The organism is Streptomyces spiramyceticus (assembly GCF_028807635.1).
GTDB lineage: Bacteria > Actinomycetota > Actinomycetes > Streptomycetales > Streptomycetaceae > Streptomyces > Streptomyces spiramyceticus.
In genome coordinates this window covers 1,377,324-1,401,375 of sequence record NZ_JARBAX010000001.1, presented here as the reverse complement: position 1 = coordinate 1,401,375, position 24,052 = coordinate 1,377,324, and the positions used below count along the sequence as shown (strand labels likewise).

Sequence of the window (24,052 nt, the reverse complement as noted above, 5' to 3'; positions counted from 1 at the left end):
CAGGAGACCGCACAGCTGATGACGGATCGACCTCCGCAGCGCACGCCCAACCGCCAGCTCGCCGCGCTCATCGCGGAAGCGGGGTTCTCCAACGCAGGCCTTGCCCGACGGGTGGACCAGCTTGGCCTGGAGCACGGGCTGGATCTTCGCTACGACAAGACCTCGGTGACCCGCTGGCTGCGCGGACAGCAACCGCGCGGCACCACGCCCGCCCTGATCGCCGAGGTCTTCACCCGGCGGCTCGGGCGGCGGCTCACCGCCCAGGACCTCGGACTGGACGCCTGCGCGCCCGTCTACGCGGGCCTGGAGTTCGCGTCCACCCCCGAGGAAGCCGTCGACATCGTCAGCGGTCTCTGGCGCAAGGACTCCGGCAGCCACGCCGAACTGCGCAAGATCGCGTTCACTCCGGCCGGGCTCGTCGTCCCGAGCCGCGACTGGCTGATCGGCCGCGCCGACGACAGGGTGGCGCGCGGTGATCCGCCCGCGAACGGAGCGCGCGTGCCCGCCCAGGGCCGCCTCGCTGTGCCCCGCCAGCGGCAGACCGACCGGGGGCCCGGGCAGCGCGTCACGATGGGGGACATCGCGGCGCTGCGCTCGGTCAGCGAGCTGTTCAGGTCCCTGGACCAGGCATACGGCGGGGGGCACGCGAGGCAGGCCCTCGTGCGGTACCTGGAGCACGAGACGGAGCCGATGCTGCGCGGTACGTACGGGGAGGCGACGGGGCGCCGGCTGTTCGCGGCCGCCGCCGACCTGACCCGGCTTGCGGGCTGGACGTCGTACGACATCGCGGCGCACGGCCTGGCCCAGCGGTACTTCGTACAGGCGCTGCGGCTGGCACAGGCGGCGGGCGACCGGTCGTACGGCTCGTACGTACTGGTCACCATGAGCAGGCAGGCCGTTTACCTCGGGCACGGGCGTGAGGCGGTGCAGCTGGCGCGGGTCGCGCAGCAGGGCGTGGGGAGCTCGGCGCCGGCCGTCGTACAGGCGATGCTGCACTCGGTCGAGGCGCGCGGGCACGGGGTGCTGGGAGAGGTGCGGGCGTGCACGGCCTCGCTCGTACGGGCGGAGCGGGCGATGGAGACGGCGCGGCCGGGGGACGAAGTGCCGTACTGGGCGCGCTTCTTCGACGAGGCACAAATGGCGGACGAGTTCGGCCACTGCCACCGGGACCTCCAGCAGTACCGGGCGGCGGCGCAGCACGCGGAACGGTCGCTGCAGCTGCGCGCGCCGGGCTTTGCGCGGAGCCGGCTGTTCTGCCGGGTGGTGCTGGCGTCCGCGCGGCTCGGGCTCGGGGAGCTGGACCAGGCGTGCTCGCTGGGGGCGGAGGCGGCGCAGCAGGCTACGGAGATGCGGTCGGCTCGGGCGGTGGAGTACGTACGGGACTTCGAGAAGCGGCTCGAACCGTATCGGGACGCGGCGGCGGTGCGGACGTATCGGGACCGGGTTGCGGCGCTGGGGTAACAGGCTTTTCCCTCAAGCCCCGCACGAGCCTCGGCCGGCGTCAGGCCGCCTTGCGCAGCTCTCCCGCCGCGTAACCCGGCCGGATGCCGAAGTCCAGCAGAATCTCCTGCGCCGCCCGGCGGCCCGAGTGCAGCGCGCCCTGGACCGTGCTTGTTTCGCGGTGGTCGCCGCATACGTACAGCCCCGAAAGGAGCCGTACGGGCCGGCGAAGGTCGTGCGGGGGCGGCATCGCCGGGACCGCCTCCCTGTCGTGATGGACCGCGAGAAGCTCCCAGCCCTCCGTAGAGGTGCCGTACAGCCTGGCCAGGTGGGCACGTACCGCAGGGTCGGGATCCGGCGGGGGAGTACCCAGCACCGTCGACGAGATCAGGGCCCGGCCGCGCGGCGCCCGCGAGGGGTCGACCTCGCTGAGGACGGCGGTGTGCGAAACGGGACCGCTGCGGTCCGCGTCGAGCAGCAGCGCCGGATCCGTCAACGGAGACACCGGTGCGGCATGGTGAAAGACCGTCACCGGGTGGAAGGACGGCACCCGCAGACCCGGCAGCAGAACGGCCGCGGCGCGGGCACCGGTCGCCAGCAGGAGGGAACGGCAGGTGAGTTCACCGTGCTCCTCGGTGGTGACCGATGTGGTCGAAGCGGCCGTGACACGTACGCCGGTACGCACCGTCCCCGGCGGCAGGGCGGCGGCCAGCAGCTCCGGTAAAGCGGACGCGCCGCCTGCGGGCACGCACAGTCTGCCGCGTGCGAAGCCGCGCAGCGCGAGATCGGCGCACCGGCTCGACGTGGTGAGCTCCGGGTCGCAGAGCAGCGCCGAGAGCAGCGGGCGCAGGAAACCGTTGACCGTACGGGTCGGCAGCCCGCGCCCGGACAGGGCTTCGTGGGCGGGCCGTTCGGGCCGGGCCATCAGCCGGTGCACCGGCGTGGCCGCGAACCGTCCGAGCGCCGCGCCGAGGCGGGCCTGGTCGAGCGCGCCGCCGAACGGCGGGCGGGGGGTGCTCGCCAGGGCGCGCGCGGCGCCGAGCGCTCCCCCTACGCCCCGGAGGGCGTGGGGGGAACCCCACCGCGTGCCCCGCACCCCTCCCGCCCGGTAGTGGCGGCCCTCGCTGTGGACGAGGACGCCGGGCGAGAACGTGCGCAGCTCGATCCCTTCGAGACCCGGCGTACGGAGCAGTTCCGGATACGCGGTGCTGAGGACCTGGCCGATGCGGTCGAGACGGAATCCGTCGACCTCCTCGGTGGCCATCCGCCCACCCACGTAAGGGGCTGCCTCCAGGACGCTGACTGTTACACCGGCGCTGGTCAGCTGATGGGCGGCCGAGAGTCCCGCGACCCCGGCCCCCACAATGACGACGTCCGCATGGTGTGCGGTGCTGAGCACGGCCCCTCCCCGAGGTCGGCGCGGATGCTGGGGGTCTCATGCCCTCAACAGGTCCACGGAATACCCGAGTTCGGGTTGCAGCGTAGGAGCGGAAACGGCCGAGCACAGTCGCGCACCGACCGGGGCATCGGAGCACAACCGGAGCACAAACGGAGTGCAATGGTCGAGCGTCGGACAGAAACCGATCGGAAGCAGTCAAAACCGGCTCGGCGAATCAACCTCAGCGAATCAACCGCAACGGATCCTCAGGGAATCCTCAGCGGATCAACGCAGTACCGCCGCCCGCAACGCCTCGTCGATTTCCGGGAAGGCGAACGAGAACCCCGACTCCTCCAGCCGCCGCGGCACCACCCGCTGGCTGCCCAGCACGTCCGAGGAGAACTCGCCCAGCACGAGCCGCAGCGCGGGCGCCGGGACGGCGAAGAGCGTGGGCCGCCTCAGTACCCGCCCCATCGCCTCGGTCACCTCCCTGTTGGTGACCGGCTGCGGCGCCGTGAGATTCACCGGGCCCGACAGCGGCTCCGTGTCGATCAGGTGGCGCAGGGCCGCGATGTGGTCGTGCAGTGCGATGAAGCTCCAGTACTGGCGGCCCGATCCCAGCCGTCCGCCGAGCCCCGCCCTGAAGAGGGGGAAGAGCTTCCCCCAGGCCCCTCCCTCGCGCGCGATCACCAGTCCTGTACGGGCCAGAACCGTCCGCACGCCCGCCTCTTCCGCGGGAGCGGCGGCCTCCTCCCACTCCACACATACAGAGGGCAGGAAACCCTCGCCGGGCGGCGCATCCTCGTCCACCGCCCGCTCCCCGGTGTCCCCGTACAGACCAATCGCGGAAGCGCTCACGAAGACCCTCGGCGGCACGTCCAGCGAGGCGACGGCCTCGGCGATCGCGGCCGTGCCCAGGACCCTGCTGTCCCGGATCTCCTTCTTGTACGTCTCGGTCCAGCGGTGGTCACCGACCCCTGCCCCGGCAAGGTGGACGACGGCCTCGCACCCCGCGAGCCCGTCAGCGTCGACATACTGCCGCTTCGGGTCCCATGTCACCTCCTCCGCCGTCCGCGCGGGGCGCCTGACCAGGCACACCACCTCGTGTCCGTCCGCGCGCAGGGAGCGCACGAGCGCTGAACCGATGAGACCGGTCGAGCCGGTGACGGCAATCCGCATGGGGACCATCCTGCCCCCCATCCGGTACCGGGAGCGCCCCGTGGCAGAGTGACAGCCATGCCGGAGCCCCACATGCCCTCTGTCGTACGTCCCGTCATACGTCCCGCCACCACGGAGGACGAGAAGGACCTCGCCGAGCTCGATCGGGAGACCTGGTCGCCGCTGCACGCCGTGCAGTCGAAGCCCGAGCCGCCGTACAGCCCGTTCTTCGACGACAGACACGGGCCCGAGGACATCCTGGTGGCCGAGTTCGACGGCCGCGTCGTCGGCTACATCCGGCTGGTCGCGCCCACCCCGCTCGCCTCCAACGCACACGTCCAGCAGATCCAGGGTCTGGCCGTGGCGGAGCAGGCACGCGGGCGCGGCGTCGCCCGTGCGCTGCTGCGTGCGGCGTGCGACCGGGCGCGGCGGCTCGGAGCCCTGCGCATCACGCTGCGGGTGCTCGGCCACAACGCGCCCGCCCGCGCGCTCTACGCAGCCGAGGGCTTCGTCGTCGAGGGCGTACTGCCCGGCGAGTTCTTCCTCCAGGGGGAGTACGTCGACGATGTGTTCATGGGGCGGTCGCTCACTCCCTGAGCCATAGTGGGCGGGTAAGAAGGAGCACGGATGCCGCCCATGTCAGCGACCCACTCCGGCCGCCGCGGGCCCGCGGACCGATGAGCTCCGTCCGGGCCAGGGGCGCCGAGGAAGCCGCCGGCCGGCTGCGCGGGACGCCGCAGCCGCGCTGGCTCAAATTTCTGCCCGCGTTGATCCTCGCGCTGCTCACCCTGGCCCAGATCATCACGCCCGAGAGCATCCAGCTGGGCTTTTTCGTAGTCGCCCTCACGCCCGTCTCGGCCCTCGCGTACGGCCCGGCGAGCGTTGCGCTGCTCGGCGGGCTCATCATCGTCGCGTTGTCCGTCCCGTTCGGCCGCCGGATCTGGGACGTCGAGACCACGGACCTCCTCGCTGTCTTCGTCGTGGTCACGCTCAGCGTGGTCATCTCGTGGGTCCGCACCCGCCGGGAGAAACAGCTGGTGACGGTCCGCACGGTGGCGGAGGCCGCCCAGTTCGCCGTACTCCCGCCGCTGCCCACCACAGTGGGCCGGGTGCGCTGCGCGGGGCTCTACCGGTCCGCGCAGGCCGGGACGCTGGTGGGCGGGGACCTGTACGACGTACGCGAAGGGCCTCACGGCGTACGCGCGCTGACCGCCGACGTGCAGGGGCACGGGCTGGCCGCGGTCTCCACGGTCGCCGCGCTCCTCGGTGCCTTCCGCGAAGCCGTACTGGACGAGGCGGACCTGGCGGGCGTGGCGGCGCGGATGGACAGGCGGCTGGTCGTCGACTCGGCCCCTGTGGAGCACGCGGAGCTCTTCGCCACCGCCGTCGTGCTGGAGTTCCCGGCGGACGAGGATGTCGTACGGGTGATCAGTTGCGGCCATCCCGCGCCGCTGCTGCTGCGCGGCGGGACGGCGCGCGAGATTCCGGTGGCGCCCGCGCCGCCGCTGGGGCTCGGCCTGACCGGGCCCGGCCTGGTCCAAGTGGTCACCGTACCGCTGGAGCCGGGGGACCGGATCCTGGCGCACACGGACGGAGTGACCGAGGCGCGCGACAGCTCGGGCGCCTTCTACCCGCTCGCCCGGCGGCTGCCGGAACTGGCCGCGTCCGTACCGACCGAAGACCTGATGGCCCTCAACGAGGCCGTGCGGGCGGACCTGGTCCGCTTCGCGGGCAAGGCGGGCGACGTGCACGACGACGTGGCCCTGCTCGCACTCGAACCCGGCCGGGTCGGCGACCCGGAGCCGGCAGCCGTGTCCCGCTCGTGAGGTCATGAGGTCATGAGGTCATGCGGGCAATGCTCGGGTCAGCCCTGCCCGAACCGTTCCCACAGCCGGGGGAAACGGTCCGCCAGCGCCCCGTCGTCCTCGAAGTCGAACGGCGTGCCCTCCGGCTCCGGCGTCTGCGCCGGGACACCCAGGTCCGGTGCGACCGCGCCGGTGAGCTGCTCGTACGCCTCGTCCGCCGCGTACCCCAGCTCCTCGCCGTCCCCGTCGACCTCCTCGTCGAACTCGTCGAGGAGGTCGGCCAGGTTGTCCGGGTCGTGCAGCGCTCCCTCGAAAACCTCCCGGCCCTGGCCGATCAGCCAGCAGCGGAAGTAGTCGAAGACGTCGTCGCTGGCACCGTCGAGCAGTACGGCCGCCGCGCCCCAAAGATCCCAGCGGTACGCCCGGTTGTAGCGGACCTCGAAGTGCCTGGCGAAGTCGAGCACGGAATCGGGATCGCGCCGGACCAGCGCCTCCACCAGCAAGTCGGCATGCTCCTCGGGGTCGCCCTCGGCGGCCTCGCGGGTGCTGTCGATGATCTCCCAGAACTCCGTCTCGTCCATCACGGGTCAAGCATCGTGGTTTGCGCAGGCCCGCGCACGCGCAGCGCACCGGATGCGGCTGTCTCGTTACCCACGGCTCGCGGGAGACCGCCCGCAATTCACGACAGTAGGTGTCTGGATTGGGTGTCAGTGTCGATACGTACGACATGACCGGCGGCAACTGGAGGAGAACGCATGACCGAGCAGAACGCACCACTGCAGGGCCGGATCGCGCTGGTCGCCGGGGCGACCCGGGGTGCGGGGCGGGCGATCGCCGTGCAGCTGGGGGCGGCGGGCGCGACGGTGTACGTGACCGGGCGCACCACCCGCGAGAAGGTCAGCGAGGTCGGGCGGACGACCGAGACCATCGAGGAGACGGCCGAACTGGTCACGGCCGCAGGCGGCGAGGGCATCGCCGTACCGACCGACCATCTGGAAGAAGAGCAGGTCAAAGCGCTCATCGAGCGGATCGACCGGGAGCGGGGGCGGCTGGACATCCTGGTCAACGACATCTGGGGCGGCGACCATCTGCTCGAATTCGGCAAGAAAATGTGGGACACGGAACTGAAGCACGGACTGCGGATGCTTGAGCTCGGCGTGAAGACCCATGTCATCACCAGCAGCTACGCGCTGCCGCTGCTGATCCGGAACAGGGGCGGTCTTGTCGTCGAAATGACCGACGGGACGGCCGAGTACAACCGCAGGTTCCGCGAGAACTTCTACTACGACCTCGCGAAGAACGCGCCGATCCGGATGGCCTTCGCCCTGTCCGAAGACCTCAAGGACGTGGGCTGCACGGCGGTCTGCGTCACCCCGGGCTTCCTGCGCTCCGAGGAGATGCTCGACAACTTCGGCGTCACGGAGGAGAACTGGCGCGACGCCATCGCCAAGGTTCCCGAATTCGTGATCGCCGAGTCGCCGGTCTATGTCGGGCGGGCAGTGGCGGCCGTCGCCTCCGACCCCGACCGGGCCCGCTGGAACGGCCAGTCGCTCTCCAGCGGACAGCTCGCGCGCGAGTACGGCTTCACGGACGCCGACGGCAGCCGGCCGGACGCCTGGGCGTACATCACGGAGGTCACGCTCGGCGGCAAGGACGCCCCGGCCGGCGACTACCGCTGACTTCCGGCAGCGGCCGAGTCAGCCGTAGAGCCCGCGCATACGGCCGGCCGCATCGGCGAACCTCGCGCGCAGGTCCTCCGGCTCCAGCACCTCCAGCTCCGGCCCCAGCGCCAGGAGCTGGCTGAAAGCCACCTCCGCCGACTCGACGGGGAGCGTGACCGTGACCCGGCCCTCCCCGTCCGGCGGCCCGGCCGCCGCCAGCGCCTCGCGCGCCGCCGCCTGATCCGTGACGTACGGCAGCCGCCGGGCGCCGGCCTGCGTCACGCGCACCACCACCTCGGTGCGCAGGATCGACCGGGCGAACTGGGCGGCCCGCTCGTCCCAGAAGTCGGACAGAGAGAAGTGCTCGTCCCGTACGAAACGTTCCTCCGCGACGGCCACAGCGGCGAACCGGTCCAGGCGATAGACCCGGAAGTCACCGTCCGCGCGGGCGCACAGGTACCAGACACCGGCCTTGAGCACGAGCCCGTACGGCTCCAGCTCCCGCTCCACCTCACCGTCCGGCCGCCCGTACTTGGCCGTAAGAATCCGGTCGTCCCATACGGCCTCCGCGATCGCGGGCAGCAGGTCGGGTGTCTCCGGCTCCTGGTACCAGCCGGGCGCGTCCAGATGAAAACGCTGCGCCGCCGAGTCGGACGCGTCCCGCAGGGACGGCATGAGCGCCGCCGACACCTTCAGACGGGCGGCGGACGCGGCGTCCTCAAGACCCATTTCCCGCAGCGCTGAGGGCAGTCCGGACAGGAACAGCGCCTCGGCCTCGCTGCGGGCGAGGCCGGTGAGCCGGGTCCGGTACCCGCCGATCAGCCGGAAACCACCGGCCCGCCCCCGGTCGGCGTACACCGGAACGCCCGCCTCCGAAAGGGCCTGCGCGTCCCGCGTGATCGTCCGCTCCGAGACTTCGAGCTCCTGCGCCAGCTCGCCCGCGGTCATGGAGGGCCGGGACTGGAGCAGGAGGACCATTTTGATCAGCCGGGCAGCGCGCATGACGTCATCATGCACGCTGCCACCGACAGACGGTCGTTACGGCCTGAGCCCTACAGTCCGTAACGCTCGCGGGCTTCCTTCACCGCCGAGGCCGGCACCTCGCCGCGGCGGGCGAGCTGGGCCAGCGCGGCGACCACGATCGACTGCGGGTCGACGCCGAAGTGGCGGCGGGCCGCTTCACGGGTGTCGGAGAGGCCGAAGCCGTCCGTACCGAGCGAGGAGTAGTCCTGCTCGACCCACTGGCTGATCTGGTCGGGGACCTGACGCATCCAGTCGCTGACCGCGAGGACCGGGCCCTCGGCGCCTTCGAGCGCGCGGGTGACGTACGGCGTACGCATCTCACCGCGCAGCAACGCCTCGTCGCACTCCAGCGCGTCACGGCGCAGCTCGCCCCACGAGGTGGCGGACCAGACGTCGGCCGCCACGCCCCAGTCGGCGGCGAGGAGTTCCTGCGCCTCCAGGGCCCAGTGGATCGCCGTGCCGGATGCGAGCAGCTGCGCGCGCGGGGAGTCGGCGGTCGGTGCTGCCGCCTCCTTGAAGCGGTAGAGGCCCTTGACGATGCCCTCTTCGACGCCTTCCGGCATCGCAGGCTGCTGCTTCGGCTCGTTGTAGACGGTCAGGTAGTAGAAGACGTTCTCGGCCTCCGGGCCGTACATCCTGCGCAGACCGTCCTTGACGATCACCGCGATCTCGTACGCGAAGGCCGGGTCGTAGTTGAGCGACGCCGGGTTCGTGGACGCGATCAGGTGCGAGTGGCCGTCCGCGTGCTGGAGACCCTCGCCCGTCAGGGTCGTACGGCCGGCGGTGGCGCCGACGATGAAGCCGCGGCCGAGCTGGTCGCCGAGCTGCCACATCTGGTCGGCGGTGCGCTGCCAGCCGAACATCGAGTAGAAGATGTAGAAGGGGATCATCGGCTCGCCGTGCGTCGCGTACGACGTCGACGCGGCGATGAAGTCGGCCATCGCGCCGGCCTCGGTGATCCCCTCGTTGAGGATCTGGCCGTTCTTGGCTTCCTTGTAGTACATGAGCTGGTCGCGGTCGACCGGCTCGTACGTCTGACCCAGCGGCGAGTAGATGCCGGCCGACGGGAACAGCGACTCCATGCCGAAGGTGCGGGCCTCGTCGGGGACGATCGGCACCCAGCGCTTGCCGGTCTCCTTGTCCCGCATCAGCTCCTTCGCCAGGCGTACGAAGGCCATGGTGGTGGCCATCTCCTGCTTGCCCGATCCCTTGAGGAGGGCGCTGAAGGCGCGGTCGGCGGGCTCGGGCAGGGCCACCGCGTGCACCCGGCGGGCCGGGGCGGGGCCGCCGAGAGCGGCGCGGCGCTCCTGGAGGTAGCGGACCTCGGGGGAATCGGCGCCGGGGTGCCCGTACGGTACGAGCTCCTCGTCCAGCTTCGCGTCCGGGATCGGCAGCTCCAGCAGGTCCCGCATGGCGCGGAACTCCTTGCCGGAGAGCTTCTTCATCTGGTGGTTGGCGTTCTTCGACTCGAAGCCCGGACCGAGGGTGTAGCCCTTGACGGTCTGCGCGAGGATCACCGTCGGGGCGCCCTTGAACTCCACGGCCGCCTTGTACGCCGCGTACACCTTGCGGGCCTCGTGGCCACCTCGGGAGGTGTGGAAGCACTCGGCGATCTTGGCGTCGGTGAGCAGCTTGCCCAGCTCGGCCAGCGCGGGCTCCGCGCCGAAGAAGTGCTCGCGGATGTAGGCCACGTCGCGGGTCGCGTACGTCTGGAACTGCGCGTCCGGTACGTCGCGCAGGCGGCGTATCAGCGCGCCCTTGGTGTCGAGCTGGAACAGCTCGTCCCAGGCGGAGCCCCACAGCGACTTGACGACGTTCCAGCCGGCGCCGCGGAACTGGCCCTCCAGCTCCTGTACGACGCGGAAGTTGGCGCGCACCGGCCCGTCGAGGCGCTGCAGGTTGCAGTTGATGACGAAGGTCAGGTTGTCGAGCTGCTCGCGGGCGGCGAGTGCGAGGGCTGCGGTGGCCTCGGGCTCGTCCATCTCGCCGTCGCCGAGGAACGCCCAGACGTGGGAGTTGGAGGTGTCCTTGATGGAGCGGTTTTCGAGATACCGGTTGAAGCGCGCCTGGTAGATCGCGGAGAGCGGGCCGAGGCCCATCGACACGGTCGGGAACTCCCAGAGCCAGGGCAGGCGCCGCGGGTGCGGGTACGACGGCAGGCCGTCGCCGCCGGACTCCTGCCGGAAGCGGTCCAGCTGGCCCTCGTTGAGGCGTCCGTCGAGGAAGGCGCGGGCGTAGATGCCGGGGGAGGCGTGGCCCTGGATGTAGAGCTGGTCGCCGCTGCCGTCCCCCTCCTTGCCGCGGAAGAAGTGGTTGAAGCCGGTCTCGTACAGCCAGGCCGCGGAGGCGAAGGTGGCGATGTGACCGCCGACGCCGAAGCGGGAGCCGCGGGTGACCATTGCGGCCGCGTTCCAGCGGTTCCAGGCGGTGATCCGGGCTTCCATCGCCTCGTCGCCGTCGAACGCGGGCTCGGCGGAGGTCGGGATGGTGTTGACGTAATCGGTCTCCAGCAGCTTGGGCAGGGCGAGCCCGGCGCCTTCGGCGTGCTGGAGGGTGCGGCGCATCAGGTATGCCGCCCGCTGCGGGCCTGCGGCCTTGGTGACGGCGTCGAGGGAGGCCGCCCACTCGGCGGTCTCCTCGGTGTCACGGTCCGGGAGCTGGTCGAGCTCGCTCGGAGAAATGCCTACGGGGTCGGTCATGATGGCCGCCTTCCGGACAGGAGGGGGGTGGAGAAAGGGGGTGCCGTGTCTGGCAGGACAGGGCGTGGGTTGGTGGACCCGCCGTCGACTGTAAGTGGCTGATCGATGATCGATCAAAGCCTGGCGGCGAAAAACTTGTCCGCAGGCCGAAATTGGCATTCCGTGCCGCGAAATGGGGCACGGGGTGCCGAGGCTTATGCGGCAATTCGGGCGCGGGCGGGTCGTGCCGCGGCGTTACGCGCGCGGTGCGCAGCCCAGGACATGGGCCTTGACCAGGTTGCCGATGTTCGGGTCTCGGCGGCGGAAGGCCTGCACCAGTGCCTCGTGCTCCTCCGCGTACGACTTCTGGACCGTGCCCAGCCACCGGATGGAGAGCGCCGTGAAGACCTCGATGCCGAGGCCCTCCCAGGTGTGCAGCAGCACGCTGTTGTTCGCCGCGCGGACCAGCTCGCGATGGAACCCGACCGTGTGACGGACCTGCGCCGTGCCGTCCGCCGCGCGGTCCGCCTCGTACAGGGCCGCAACGTGCGGCTCCAGCGCCGAGCAGTCGTCCGCCAGGGCAGACGCCGCCAGCTCCGCCGCGATCTGCTCCAGGCCCGCGCGAACCGGGTAGCTCTCCTCCAGGTCCGCCGCCGTCAGATTCCGCACTCGTACGCCCTTGTTGGGCGCCGACTCGATGAGGCGCAGGGACTCCAGCTCGCGCAGCGCCTCGCGTACGGGCGTCTGGCTGACCTCCAGCTCGGTCGCGATCCGGCGCTCCACGATCCGCTCGCCCGGCTTCCAGCGCCCGCTGACGATCCCCTCCACGATGTGCTCGCGGATCTGCTCGCGCAGCGAGTGGACGACGGGCGGGGTCATGAAGCGCTCCTTCAAGCCGTGTTGAGTCTCCTAGACAATACGGCGGCGCCCCCGTCCAGAGGTCTCCGGACGGGGGCGCGCTCGCTGGTGAGACGAGTGTTACAGGCCGAGCTCGACCTCGAACTCGCCCGCTTCCAGGATCGCCTTGACGGCCGTCAGGTAACGGGCCGCGTCGGCGCCGTCCACCAGACGGTGGTCGTAGGAGAGAGCCAGGTACGTCATGTCACGGATGCCGATGACCGTGCCCTCGGCGGTCTCGATGACCGCCGGGCGCTTGACGGTGGCACCGATGCCCAGGATGGCGACCTGGTTCGGCGGCACGATGACCGTGTCGAACAGCGCACCGCGCGAGCCGGTGTTGCTGATGGTGAAGGTCGCACCGGACAGCTCGTCCGGGGTGATCTTGTTGCCGCGGACCTTGCCGGCCAGCTCCGCCGTCTTCTTCGAGATACCGGCCAGGTTGAGGTCGCCCGCACCCTTGATGACCGGAGTCATCAGACCCTTCTCGGAGTCCACCGCGATACCGATGTTCTCGGTGTCGAAGTAGGTGATGGTGCCCTCGTCCTCGTTGATCCGGGCGTTGACGACCGGGTAGGCCTTCAGCGCCTGGGCCGCGGCCTTGACGAAGAACGGCATCGGGGACAGCTTGACGCCCTCGCGGGCGGCGAACGCGTCCTTCGCCTGGTTGCGCAGCTTCATCAGCTTCGTGATGTCGACCTCGACGACCGAGGTCAGCTGGGCCTGCGTGTGCAGCGCCTTCATCATGTTGTCGCCGATGACCTTGCGCATGCGGGTCATCTTGACCGTCTGGCCGCGCAGCGGGGACACCTCGAGGGACGGAGCCTTCGCGGCGGCCGCAGGGCCACCGGCAGTCACAGCGGCGACGGGCGCCGGAGCGGCAGCGGCGGCCTTGGCGGCCTCCGCGGCGGCTACGACGTCCTGCTTGCGGATACGGCCACCGACGCCGGTGCCCTTGACCGCGGACAGGTCCACGCCGTTCTCCGCAGCGAGCTTACGGACCAGGGGGGTCACGTACGCGCCGTCCGCTTCGCCCGCAGGGGTGACGGGGGCGGGAGCCGGAGCCGCGGGGGCGGCGGCCGGAGCCGGAGCCGGGGCGGCGGGCGGGGCCTGGACCGGAGCCTCAACAGCGGCGGCGGCCGGAGCCGGCGCCGGGGCGGGCGCCGGAGCAGCGGCCGGAGCCGGAGCGGCAGCCGGGGCAGGAGCGGCCGGAGCCGGGGCGGCGGCCGGGGCTGCGCCCGCGGCACCGATGACGGCGAGCTTCGCGCCTACCTCGGCGGTCTCGTCCTCGCCGACCAGGATCTCCAGCAGCGTGCCCGCGGCCGGGGAGGGGATCTCGGTGTCGACCTTGTCGGTCGAGACCTCGAGCAGCGGCTCGTCCTCCGCGACCTCCTCGCCGACCTGCTTCAGCCAGCGGGTGACGGTGCCCTCGGTGACCGACTCGCCCAGTGCGGGCAGCACGACGTCAGTACCGGCGGCGCCACCGGCCGGGGCCGGGGCCTCGGCGGCGGGCGCCGGGGCGGCCTCGGGCTGAGGCTGGGCGGCCGGGGCCGGAGCCTCGGCAGCGGGGGCCTCGGCGGCAGGGGCCTCGGCAGCAGGGGCCTCGGCAGCAGCCGGGGCTGGGGCGGCAGCGGGCGCACCCGTGCCGTCGTCGATGATGGCCAGCTCGGCGCCGACCTCGACGGTCTCGTCCTCGGCGACCTTGATGGACGAGAGGATGCCCGCGGCGGGGGCCGGGATCTCGGTGTCGACCTTGTCGGTCGACACCTCGAGCAGCGGCTCGTCAGCCTCGACGCGCTCGCCCTCGGCCTTCAGCCAACGGGTGACAGTGCCCTCGGTGACGCTCTCGCCGAGCGCCGGAAGGGTTACGGAAACCGGCATGGTTTCTGTTGCTCCTTACGAATTGCGGAAGTGGTCGTCGCGCCCGGACTGAACTAGTCGTGGGAGTGGAGCGGCTTGCCGGCCAGGGCCAGGTGGGCCTCGCCGAGCGCCTCGCTCTGCGTCGGGTGTGCGTGGATGAGCTGCGCGACCTCGGCCGGCAGCGCCTCCCAGTTGTAGATCAGCTGGGCCTCGCCGACCTGCTCGCCCATACGGTCACCGACCATGTGGACGCCGACCACGGCACCGTCCTTGACCTGGACGAGCTTGATCTCGCCACCGGTCTTCAGGATCTTGCTCTTGCCGTTGCCCGCGAGGTTGTACTTGAGAGCGACGACCTTGTCCGCGCCGTACACCTCCTTGGCCTTCGCCTCGGTGATGCCGACGGAAGCGACCTCGGGGTGGCAGTACGTCACGCGCGGCACACCGTCGTAGTCGACCGGAACGGTCTTGAGACCGGCCAGACGCTCTGCCACCAGGATGCCCTCGGCGAAGCCGACGTGCGCGAGCTGGAGCGTCGGGACGAGGTCACCGACGGCGGAGATGGTCGGCACGTTCGTCTGCATGTACTCGTCGACGATGACGTAGCCGCGGTCCATCGCGACGCCCTGCTCCTCGTAACCGAGACCCTGCGAGACGGGGCCGCGGCCGATCGCGACGAGCAGTACCTCGGCCTCGAACTCCTTGCCGTTGGCGAGGGTGACCTTGACGCCGTCGGCGGTGTACTCGGCCTTCTCGAAGAAGGCGCCGAGCGAGAAGTTGATGCCGCGCTTGCGGAACGCGCGCTCCAGGAGCTTGGAGCTGTTCTCGTCCTCGACCGGTACGAGGTGCTTCAGGCCCTCGACGATCGTGACGTCGGTGCCGAAGGACTTCCACGCGGAAGCGAACTCGACGCCGATGACGCCGCCGCCGAGGACGACCGCGGACTTCGGCACGCGGTCCAGGACCAGCGCGTGGTCCGAGGAGATGATGCGGTTGCCGTCGATCTCCAGGCCCGGCAGCGACTTCGGCACGGAGCCGGTCGCCAGCAGGACGTGGCGGCCCTGGACACGCTGGCCGTTGACGTCGACGGAAGTCGGGGAAGAGAGCCGGCCCTCGCCCTCGATGTACGTCACCTTGCGCGAGGCGACCAGGCCCTGGAGGCCCTTGTACAGGCCGGAGATCACGTCGTCCTTGTACTTGTGGACGCCGGCCATGTCGATGCCGTCGAAGGTGGCCTTGACGCCGAACTGCGTGGCCTCGCGCGCCTGGTCGGCGATCTCGCCCGCGTGCAGCAGCGCCTTCGTCGGAATGCAGCCGTTGTGCAGGCAGGTGCCGCCGAGCTTGTTCTTCTCGATCAGGGCGACGTCCAGGCCCAGCTGCGCTCCGCGCAGTGCCGCGGCGTAACCGCCGCTACCACCGCCGAGGATCACTAGGTCGAAAACGGTGCTGGCGTCGTTCGCCACGTCACGTCCTCCATGCATGTGCGCCGGGCGCGGTCTTCGATGACCGGGCGGCGGCTGGTGTTCGGCCGCTTGTGTATTCGGCCCTGTGGTGGGGGCCCTGTCCTGCCGAGAACCCATCTTCGCACTTGTTGAGGGACGGCGGGACGCGGGGCCGGGGTCTGAGACGTTACCCGGGCGTACGGACGTACGGATTTCGTCGAAGACCAGAAAACCGGGCGTAGGCATACATACGGCCCCGGACGACTGCCCGGGGCCGTACCGACGACTCCGGGGCGGATCAGCCGAGGTCGCCCGCGGCGGTGTGCTCGGCGAGACGCACCAGGGTGCGCACCGCGGAGCCCGTGCCGCCCTTGGGGGTGTAGCCGAACGGGCTGCCGTCGTTGTAGGCGGGGCCCGCGATGTCCAGGTGCGCCCACGCGATGTCCTCGCCGACGAACTCCTGGAGGAACAGACCGGCGACCAGGCCGCCGCCCATCCGCTCACCCATGTTGGCGATGTCGGCGGTGGCCGACTCCATGCCCTTGCGCAGCTCGGCGGGCATCGGCATCGGCCAGGACTGCTCGCCGACCTCTTCCGCGATCTCGTGGATCGCGGTACGGAACGACTCGTCGTTGCCCATGATTCCGAAGGTCCGGTTGCCGAGCGCGAGGACCATCGCGCCGGTCAGCGTCGCCACGTCGACGATCGCGTCCGGGTTCTCCTCGGAGGCGCGGGTCAGGGCGTCACCGAGTACGAGACGGCCCTCGGCGTCGGTGTTGAGGACCTCGACGGTCTTGCCGCTGTACATGCGCAGTACGTCGCCGGGGCGGACGGCGTTGCCCGACGGCATGTTCTCGGCGAGCGCCAGCCAGCCGGTGATGTTGACCTTCAGGCCGAGGCGGGCGGCCGTGACGACGGCGGCGAACACGGCGGCGGCGCCGCTCATGTCGCACTTCATCGTCTCGTTGTGGCCGGCCGGCTTCAGCGAGATGCCGCCCGAGTCGTACGTGATGCCCTTGCCGACGAAGGCCAGGGTCTTCTCCGCCTTCGGGTGCGTGTAGGCGAGCTTCACCAGGCGCGGGCCGTGGGCCGAGCCCTGGCCGACGCCGAGGATGCCGCCGAAGCCGCCCTTGACGAGCGCCTTCTCGTCGAACACCTGCACCTTGATGCCGTGCTCCTTGCCGGCGGCGGTGGCCACGGCGGCGAAGGACTCGGGGTAGAGGTCGTTCGGCGGCATGTTGACCAGGTCGCGGGCGCGCTTGATCTCCTCGGTCAGCGCGAGGGCGCGCTCCGTGGCGGCCTTGAAGGCCTTGTCGCGCGGCTTGGTGCCGAGCAGGGCGACCTCGGCGAGGGGCTGCTTGGCGCCGTTGCCCGCGGCCTTGCCGGGCTTCTCGGTCTCGTCGGCCTTCGCGCCCTTGTATTCCGTGAAGGCGTACGCACCGAGCAGGGCGCCCTCGGCGACGGCCTCCGCGTCCTCGACCGCCTCGACGGGCAGCGCGAAACCGGCCTTCTTGGAGCCGCTCAGCGCGCGGGCGGCGGCACCGGCCGCGCGGCGCAGCGCCTCGGCGCTGTACATCTCGTCCTTCTCCGGAACCGAGCCCAGACCGACCGCCACCACGACCGGCGCCTTGAGGCCCGAAGGGGCGGGCAGCTTGGTCACCTCGCCCTCGGCACCCGAAGCGCCGAGGGTCTCCAGGACGGACGCGAGCTTTCCGTCGAACGCCTTGTCCACGGCCTCGGCGCCCGGTGCGACGACCAAGTCCCCGGACTTGGATGCAGCCTTGGATCCAGCGCCCTTCGCCACACCGACGACGATGGCGTCGGCGCGCAGCGTCGCCGCGCCGGAAGTGCTGAGAGTGAGAGCAGTCACGGTGGTGAAATCTCGCTTCCGTTGAGTTCTTCGGCCGATGGGGTGGGGTCGGCCGTGCCCGGCGCAGCCGGTACCTGGTGGCCCGCCCGCGCCATAAGTGAGCCTACGCGCGGTTGCCTCCTTCGCTCACAGCAGCGACCCGTTCACTCATCAGAGGTGTCCTTTTCAGGTTTACGGCGTGCCGGGGATGAGGCCTGCGTCACACTCGACGCGATCACGCAAGTGACCATGACATTGCTTTGCATGATTTCCACGGATCTTCCGCGCATCCTCCGCAGAAGGTCTACCGAGGGGGAGGGTGCGCGGTGGCGTACAAGACGCGTATGGGCAGAAATGGAGCCCTGCTGCTGGCCGCGGGGCTGCTGGCGGTGACCGCACCGCCGACCGTGGCCGGTGCGGCGACGGTGCCGCGCATCGACCTGAAGGTGCTCGTCGTGGACGACGGCGGCGCGGCGGTCGACGCGCTGGAGTCGGAGCTGAAGGGCAGCGGTGTCCCGTACACCGTGGTCGAACTCGACAGGCCGGGGCGGCCGGTCATCAACGCGGCGTTCCTCCACGACACCGTCGACGGTCGGCCGCGCGCGAAGTACCAGGGGGTCGTCCTGCCGAGCGCCGACCCGTTCGGCGCCGGGTCCGCCGAGATGGCCGCGCTCGCCCTGTACGAGCAGACCTTCGGCATCCGCCAGGTCGACGCGTACACCTGGGCCCATCCCGGTGTCGGGCTCGACTACACGAGTGACGGCGGGTACGCGGGCACGCTTGACGGCGTGGACGCGGCCGTGACACCGGCCGGGAAGGCGGGGCCCTTCGGCTATCTCGACGGGGCCGTCGAGTTCGAGGACAACTCGCCGTCCGTCGGCGAGAGCTACGGGTACGCGGGCCGGCCCCGCGAGGGCTTCACCAGCTACCTCGACATGCCGGTCGCCGGAGACGGCGGCGGGCGGGCCGGCCTCGTCGGCGAGTACGTGCACGACGGGCGCCGCGAGCTGGTCGTCACCTTCGCCTACAACCAGCACCAGCGGCAGTTCCGGCTGCTGGCCCGCGGCATCGTCGAATGGCTCACCCAGGGCGTCCACCTCGGACAGAGCCGCAACTACTTCTCCGTGCACATCGACGACGTCTTCGCGCCCGACAGCCGCTGGGACACCGAACTCAACTGCACCCCCGGCGACTTCGACTGCGGCGACGGCGAGGGCGCAGGGACCGTGCCGGTCCGGATGACCGCGGCCGACGCGCAGTACGCCGCCCAGTGGCAGCGCAGCAGCGACTTCACCCTCGACATGGTCTACAACGCGGGCGCGGGCGAGGAGTGGAAGGCCGAGAATTCGGCGAATGGCGGCAGCGACCCGCTCACCGCGCAGCTGCTCGCCGACAAGGCGGCGTACCGCTGGGTGAACCACACGTACACGCACCCCTTCCTCGGATGCGTCCAGGACACCTCGACCGTGCCGTGGCAGTGCGCGAAGGACGCGGCGGGCGCCACGCTGTGGATGAGCCGCGCCGACATCTCCGCGCAGATCCGCGACAACCACAACTGGGCGGTCGGCAAGGGCCTCTCCGTCGACCGGACCGAGCTGGTCACCGGTGAGCACTCGGGTCTCAAGACCCTGCCGCAGCAGCCCGTCGACAATCCGAACCTCGGGCCCGCGCTGGCCGACAACGGTGTGAAGTGGGTCGCGAGCGACAACTCGCGCGAGCCGGTCCAGCGCGCCGTCGGCAGCGCCCGCACCGTGCCGCGCCACCCCATGAACGTCTACTACAACGTCGGCACCGCCGCCGAGATGGCCGACGAGTACAACTGGATCTACAGCAGCCGGGCCGACGGGGGCAGCGGCGTCTGCGAGACCAACCCCGGCGCCACCTGCCTGGAGGAACCGCTCGACACGGACACCGGTTACGCCGACTACATCGTGCCGCAGGAGGCGCGCACGGCGCTGGGCCATGTCATGGCCAACGACCCGCGCCCGCACTACGTCCACCAGTCCAACCTGGCCGAGGAGCGGATCCTCTACCCCGTGCTCGACCAGGTCCTCGGCGACTACCGCGCGCTGTTCGCCGACAACACGCCCGTCGTCAATCCGCGCCACCGCGACACCGGCGCCGAGCTCGCCCGCCGCGCAGCCTGGGACAAGGCGCTCGCCGACGGCAGGGTCACGGCGTACCGCATCGGCAAGACGGTCACCGTGAAGGCGCCGTCGGGGGTCGTGGCTCCGGTGACCGCGCCGGAGGGGACACGTAAGCAACTGTTCCTCGGCACGGCGGTGTTCGGCACGGCCTATGCGGGACAGCGTTCGGCGTGGACCGCGCCCGACCGGCTCCAGCAGGCCGTCACCCTGCAGCTTCCTGCCTGACCAGCATCTGGAACTCGTCCTGGGGGGACACGAATGAGCCGCGGGCTCCACGTCAGCATGCTCACCGAAGGCACCTATCCGCATGTCCAGGGAGGCGTCAGCACCTGGTGCGACCAGCTCGTCCGCGGAATGCCGGAGGTCGACTTCCACATCGTCTCGCTGACCGGCAGCGGCCGTGAGCCAGTCGCCTGGGAGCTGCCGCGCAATGTCTACCGGCACACGACGGTCCCCCTGTGGGGCGCCGACGGGGGAGCGGGCGCGGGAGGCGGCTCGGGAGTACGCCGCATCCCGCGCCTCCTCGTCGGGCGCGAGCGCCGCCGCTTTCTCGCCGGTTACGAACGCTTCCTGCTGGCCGTCCTCGACCCGGCGGCCGGCTGCGACTTCGGCCGTGAGCTGTACGCACTCGCCGCACTCTCCCGGCAGGGACGGTTGACTACCGCCATGCGCTCGGAGGCGGCCCTGCGGACCCTCATCAGCGTCTGGACCATGCGCCACCTGCCCACCGCCCGCGCCGAACCCACCCTCCACGACGCGCTCACCGCAACCGACCTGCTGGAGCACCTGCTGCGCCCACTGGGCGCCCAGATACCCCCGGACAGCGTCGCGCACGCCGTCAGCAGCGGGCTCGCCACCCTCCCCGCACTCGCCGCCAAGTACTTCGAGGGCGCCCCCTTTCTCCTCACCGAACACGGCATCTACCTGCGCGAGCGCTACCTCGGCTACCGCTCGGGCGCCCAGCGCTGGCCGGTCAAGGCACTGCTGCTCGGCTTCTACCGCGAACTCAACTCGCTGGGCTACCGCGAGGCCGACCTCATCACCCCCTGCAACCAGTACAACCGCCGCTGGGAGGAGCGGGGCGGCGCCCCGGCCGACCGGATCCGCACCGTCTACAACGGCGTCGACCCGCACCTCTTCCCGCACGCCGGAGCCGAGCCGGACATCCCCACCCTCACCTGGGCGGGCCGTATCGACCCGATCAAGGACCTGGAGACGCTCGTACGGGCCTACGCACTGGCCCGCGTCCGCATGCCCGCATTACGGCTGAGGCTGTTCGGCGGGGTGCCTGAGGGCGGTGAGGCGTACCGGACGAAGCTGGAAAAGCTGGCCGCCGAGCTCGGCGTGACGGACGGGATCACCTTCGAGGGACGCATCGCGGACGTGGCGCGCGCCTATGCGGCGGGCCATGTCGTGGTGCTCTCCAGCATCAGCGAAGGCTTCCCCTTCAGCATCATCGAAGCCATGTCCTGCGGGCGTACGACCGTCTCGACCGATGTGGGCGGCGTACGGGAGGCCGTCGGCGACACGGGAGTCGTGGTCCCGCCGCGCGAACCGGAGGCGATGGCGCGGGCGGTGCTCGACCTGATGGGCGACGACGCCCGGCGGGTGGAACTGGGGCAGCTGGCCCGGCAGCGGGTCATCGACCTGTTCACGCTGCGGCGGTCGGTGGACGGCTTCCGCCGGATCTACGCGGAGCTGGACGGCGTACCCGAACCGGAGGATGCGACCGTACTGCCGTCCGACTGGACGACCGAGCTCAGGGACCCCTGGTGGAGCGACCTCTCCCTGCACGGGGCGGGCTCGTGAGCGGGCCCCTGTGGGTGGCGCCGGACGTGCGCCGGGACACCCTGGCGCGCGTACCCAGGCAGCGCCCGCGCTGGGCCGCCGCCGATCCGCTCGACGAACTGACCGACCGGCTGCGGGAGTTGACGGCCGCCGCCGTCCACCCCGACGAGATAGCCGCGGTGCTCGAATCCGACGGCATGACGGACGAGCACATCCGCCTGACGTACGGCCGCGAGAGCTCCTTCGCCCTGGCCGAGGAGCTCTACGCACGCGTCCCGCGCGACTTCCCCGAACCGGAGGCGGCACCAGCCGCCGCCCCCTGGCACGCGGGTCTCCTCGCCTGCCTCCTGCGCGGCCTGGTGTTCGCACTGCCGGGACTCGCGTACGTCCTGGGGGCGCCGTTCGTCACCGACGATCCCGTTGGGGAGAACGGCGGGCGGGGCCTGCCCGCCGGGACGGCCGTCCTGCTCGCCGGCGCGCTGACCGGCTGGGCGTGGAACCAGGCCCTGGCCCACCGCGCCTACACCTGGCTGGGCTTCGGCGACCGCCCGGCCGCCGCCCGCGCCCTGCTCGCCGGCGCCCCCACGGGCGCCTTCCTCGGCACCGCCGTCTCCGTCGCGGCCGCGGGCCCCGGCGACGGCGGGGCGGTGGTGTTCGCCGCGGCCCAGGCGCTGTACCAGGGCGCCGCGGCGGTCCTGCTGGTCCTCGGCCGCGAACGCCTGCTCCTCCACGCGCTCGTCCCCATGGCCGCAGGCGCCCTGCTGACCCCGCTGTACGACGTCCCGCCTCCGGTCAGAGCGGCGCTGCTGGTGCTGTCCTCGCTGGCGGTCCTGACCCTGGCGGGCCGCGAACTGCTCCGCGCCCGACCGTCCGGCGGGCGGGGCCCGTCGCTGCTGCGTTCCGTGCCGTACGGCATCTTCGGCCTCGCCGGCGGCGTGCTGATACTGCACGCCGTGCTCGCGGAGGCGCCGGCCGGAGGCACGGGTGCGGGCATCACGGCGCCCGGAGCCGTGGCGCTCACGCTCAGCATGGGGCCCGCCGAGTGGCTGCTGCACCGGTTCCGGAGCGGGAGCAACGCCGGGCTGCGGGCCAGCAGTACACCCCGCGCCTTCCGCAGGGCCACCGCCGTGACGCTGACCAAGTGCCTCACCGGCTACCTCGCGGCGCTGTTCGCGCTCACCCTCGCCGCAACGCTGCTGTGGCCCGGCGCTCCCGCGCTCGACGCGACCCGTGGCGCCGGGCTGCTGCTGATCGGCGTCCTGCTGTGGTCGGGGCTGCTGCTCCAGGCGTTCGGTGCGGTGACGGCGGCGGCGACGGTGTGCGGGGCTGCCGCGCTGGCCCAGACGCTGGCGCTGTTCACCGGCGGCCCGTACCACTCTGCGCTGTCGGCGCTCTCCGGGCTCCTCGTACCCGGCATCGCGTCCGCCGTGCTGGCCGCGGTCGTCTGCGTCAGGCTGGGTCGCGCGACCGCCCACCGCTACTAAGGATCCCTCCGTGGAGAACCTGCTCGTCCCGCTCTACGAGCACCCCGCCGACCGCCCCGAAGCCTGGGAGGCCGTCATCCGGGCGGCCCCCCGCCTGTACGGGGTCGTCCTCAACCCCGACAGCGGCCCCGGCGCCGCGCCCGACCCCGCCTTCGCGGCGGTCGCGGCGCGGCTGCGCAGTGCGGGCGTACGCGTCCTCGGATACGTCGACACCGACTACGCGCGGCGCCCGCACGCCGCCGTGGTCCAGGACCTGCTGCGGCACCGCGACTGGTACGCCGCAGACGGGGCGTTCCTCGACCAGGTGACCTCGGGGCCCGAGGCGCTGACGCACTACCGGCGCCTCGCCGTGGCCGCACGGGAGGCGGGCGCGGCGACGCTCGTGCTCAACCACGGCGTGCACCCCGACCCCGGCTACCTCCGGTTCGCCGACGTACTCGTCACCTTCGAGGGCACCTGGGCGACGTACCAGGACCTGGATGTCCCGCCCTGGACGGCGGCGTACCCGGCGGACCGCTTCTGTCACCTGGTGTACGCGGCGCCGGCCGACGCGGTGGTCGCCGCCCGGATCCGGTGCGCCGTGCCCGGCGACCGGCCGCACCCGTGGGGGACGCTGCCGCACGCGCTGGAGGCGGCCCGGTGAGACGCGTACTCGCGCTCCTGGCGCTGCTGTTGTTGCTGGCGGGCTGTACGAGCGAGCCCCCGGCGCCGCCCGACGACGGGCCGTCGGAACAACCGCGCTGGCAGCCGAAGCCCGGTCTCACCTGGCAGTGGCAGCTCAGCGGCAGACTCGACCCGACCGTCGACGTCCCGGTCTACGACATCGACGGCTTCGACCAGCCCGCCTCCGCCGTCGCCGACCTGCACCGCCGGGGCCGCAAGGTCATCTGCTACCTGTCGACCGGCGCGTGGGAGGAGTTCAGGCCCGACGCCGCGAAGTTCCCCAAGTCCCTACTGGGGCGCGGCAACGGCTGGAAGGGGGAGCGCTGGCTCGACATCCGCCGTACCGACGTTCTGGAGCCGCTGATGGCGCGGCGTATCGGCATGTGCCGCGAGAAGGGCTTCGACGCGGTCGAACCCGACAACATGGACGGCTACCGCAACCGCACCGGCTTCCCCCTGACCGCCGCCGACCAGCTCCGCTACAACCGTCTGATCGCCCGCCTCGCCCACGAGCGTGGCCTCGCGGTCGGACTCAAGAACGACCTCGACCAGATTCCGCAGCTGGTGGGGGACTTCGACTTCGCGGTCAATGAACAGTGCGCCGAGTACAACGAGTGCCGGAAACTCGTGCCGTTCATCAAGGCGGGCAAGGCGGTCTTCCATGTGGAGTACGAGCTGCCGGTGGGCCGCTTCTGCCCCGAGGCGCGCAAGCTGAAGCTGAGCTCGATGCTGAAGAAGTACGAACTGGGGGTGTGGCGCAAGCCCTGTTCGTAATTCAC

At 71.3% G+C, this 24,052-nt stretch carries 18 protein-coding genes; 9 read left to right on the top strand and 9 right to left on the bottom strand.

Going from position 1 to position 24,052, the window contains the following annotated elements; translation table 11 throughout:
* The first annotated feature begins 18 nt into the window (after positions 1 to 18).
* The gene (locus PXH83_RS06265; protein ID WP_274557640.1) at positions 19 to 1,461 is read left to right on the top strand and encodes an NsdA family TPR-like regulatory protein; all 1,443 of its coding nucleotides are present in this window, start codon (positions 19 to 21) and stop codon (positions 1,459 to 1,461) included.
* Between the two features lie 40 nt (positions 1,462 to 1,501).
* Here the strand turns inward: PXH83_RS06265 and PXH83_RS06260 are convergent, their stop codons facing one another.
* Positions 1,502 to 2,839 carry an NAD(P)/FAD-dependent oxidoreductase gene (locus PXH83_RS06260; RefSeq protein WP_274557638.1) on the bottom strand — a complete coding sequence of 446 codons (1,338 nt, stop codon included), beginning with the start codon at positions 2,837 to 2,839 and terminating at the stop codon, positions 1,502 to 1,504.
* A gap of 264 nt (positions 2,840 to 3,103) precedes the next feature.
* Positions 3,104 to 4,006 carry a TIGR01777 family oxidoreductase gene (locus PXH83_RS06255; protein ID WP_274557636.1) on the bottom strand — a complete coding sequence of 301 codons (903 nt, stop codon included), beginning with the start codon at positions 4,004 to 4,006 and terminating at the stop codon, positions 3,104 to 3,106.
* A 48-nt stretch (positions 4,007 to 4,054) separates the two neighbouring features.
* Here PXH83_RS06255 and PXH83_RS06250 point away from each other — a divergent pair, with 48 nt between their 5' ends.
* Complete coding sequence (locus PXH83_RS06250) at positions 4,055 to 4,573, top strand: GNAT family N-acetyltransferase (protein ID WP_274557635.1); 519 nt, start codon at positions 4,055 to 4,057, stop codon at positions 4,571 to 4,573.
* Positions 4,574 to 4,653: 80 nt separating this feature from the next.
* Positions 4,654 to 5,802 (top strand): PP2C family protein-serine/threonine phosphatase, encoded by a 1,149-nt coding sequence (locus tag PXH83_RS06245; protein WP_274557633.1) that lies wholly within the window; start codon positions 4,654 to 4,656, stop codon positions 5,800 to 5,802.
* A 38-nt stretch (positions 5,803 to 5,840) separates the two neighbouring features.
* Here the strand turns inward: PXH83_RS06245 and PXH83_RS06240 are convergent, their stop codons facing one another.
* Complete coding sequence (locus PXH83_RS06240) at positions 5,841 to 6,362, bottom strand: DUF4240 domain-containing protein (protein ID WP_274562696.1); 522 nt, start codon at positions 6,360 to 6,362, stop codon at positions 5,841 to 5,843.
* Between the two features lie 174 nt (positions 6,363 to 6,536).
* Between PXH83_RS06240 and PXH83_RS06235 the strand changes: the two genes are divergently transcribed.
* Positions 6,537 to 7,460: an SDR family oxidoreductase gene (locus PXH83_RS06235; RefSeq protein WP_274557630.1), complete on the top strand. Its 924-nt coding sequence runs from the start codon at positions 6,537 to 6,539 to the stop codon at positions 7,458 to 7,460.
* A gap of 18 nt (positions 7,461 to 7,478) precedes the next feature.
* Here PXH83_RS06235 and PXH83_RS06230 read toward each other — a convergent pair whose 3' ends face one another.
* The 6 genes from PXH83_RS06230 to PXH83_RS06205 form a co-directional block, all read right to left on the bottom strand.
* Complete coding sequence (locus tag PXH83_RS06230) at positions 7,479 to 8,444, bottom strand: helix-turn-helix transcriptional regulator (RefSeq protein WP_274557628.1); 966 nt, start codon at positions 8,442 to 8,444, stop codon at positions 7,479 to 7,481.
* Positions 8,445 to 8,494: 50 nt separating this feature from the next.
* Positions 8,495 to 11,164: a pyruvate dehydrogenase (acetyl-transferring), homodimeric type gene (aceE, locus tag PXH83_RS06225; protein ID WP_274557626.1), complete on the bottom strand. Its 2,670-nt coding sequence runs from the start codon at positions 11,162 to 11,164 to the stop codon at positions 8,495 to 8,497.
* Positions 11,165 to 11,398: 234 nt separating this feature from the next.
* Positions 11,399 to 12,022: a GntR family transcriptional regulator gene (locus PXH83_RS06220; RefSeq protein ID WP_214915241.1), complete on the bottom strand. Its 624-nt coding sequence runs from the start codon at positions 12,020 to 12,022 to the stop codon at positions 11,399 to 11,401.
* Between the two features lie 99 nt (positions 12,023 to 12,121).
* Positions 12,122 to 13,921, bottom strand: coding sequence for a 2-oxoglutarate dehydrogenase, E2 component, dihydrolipoamide succinyltransferase (sucB, locus tag PXH83_RS06215; RefSeq protein ID WP_274557623.1), 1,800 nt, complete (start codon positions 13,919 to 13,921; stop codon positions 12,122 to 12,124).
* 53 nt (positions 13,922 to 13,974) lie between these two features.
* The gene (gene lpdA, locus PXH83_RS06210) at positions 13,975 to 15,363 is read right to left on the bottom strand and encodes a dihydrolipoyl dehydrogenase (RefSeq protein WP_274557621.1); all 1,389 of its coding nucleotides are present in this window, start codon (positions 15,361 to 15,363) and stop codon (positions 13,975 to 13,977) included.
* Positions 15,364 to 15,640: 277 nt separating this feature from the next.
* Positions 15,641 to 17,212, bottom strand: a complete 1,572-nt coding sequence (locus PXH83_RS06205) for a leucyl aminopeptidase (protein ID WP_274557618.1) — start codon at positions 17,210 to 17,212, stop codon at positions 15,641 to 15,643.
* Between the two features lie 323 nt (positions 17,213 to 17,535).
* On the opposite strand from PXH83_RS06205, the gene PXH83_RS06200 reads away from it, so the two are divergent.
* The 5 genes from PXH83_RS06200 to PXH83_RS06180 are packed head-to-tail and all read left to right on the top strand — an operon-like array spanning position 17,536 to position 24,047.
* The gene (locus tag PXH83_RS06200; protein ID WP_274562695.1) at positions 17,536 to 19,563 is read left to right on the top strand and encodes a hypothetical protein; all 2,028 of its coding nucleotides are present in this window, start codon (positions 17,536 to 17,538) and stop codon (positions 19,561 to 19,563) included.
* 33 nt (positions 19,564 to 19,596) lie between these two features.
* The gene (gene pelF, locus PXH83_RS06195; RefSeq protein ID WP_274557616.1) at positions 19,597 to 21,147 is read left to right on the top strand and encodes a GT4 family glycosyltransferase PelF; all 1,551 of its coding nucleotides are present in this window, start codon (positions 19,597 to 19,599) and stop codon (positions 21,145 to 21,147) included.
* Complete coding sequence (locus tag PXH83_RS06190) at positions 21,144 to 22,610, top strand: hypothetical protein (RefSeq protein ID WP_274557614.1); 1,467 nt, start codon at positions 21,144 to 21,146, stop codon at positions 22,608 to 22,610. The genes pelF and PXH83_RS06190 overlap by 4 nt, the downstream gene beginning before the upstream one ends.
* 10 nt (positions 22,611 to 22,620) lie before the next feature.
* Positions 22,621 to 23,253, top strand: a complete 633-nt coding sequence (locus PXH83_RS06185; protein WP_274557611.1) for a spherulation-specific family 4 protein — start codon at positions 22,621 to 22,623, stop codon at positions 23,251 to 23,253.
* Positions 23,250 to 24,047 (top strand): endo alpha-1,4 polygalactosaminidase, encoded by a 798-nt coding sequence (locus PXH83_RS06180; protein ID WP_274557609.1) that lies wholly within the window; start codon positions 23,250 to 23,252, stop codon positions 24,045 to 24,047. Before PXH83_RS06185 ends, PXH83_RS06180 begins: the two co-directional genes overlap by 4 nt.
* Positions 24,048 to 24,052 lie beyond the last annotated feature (5 nt).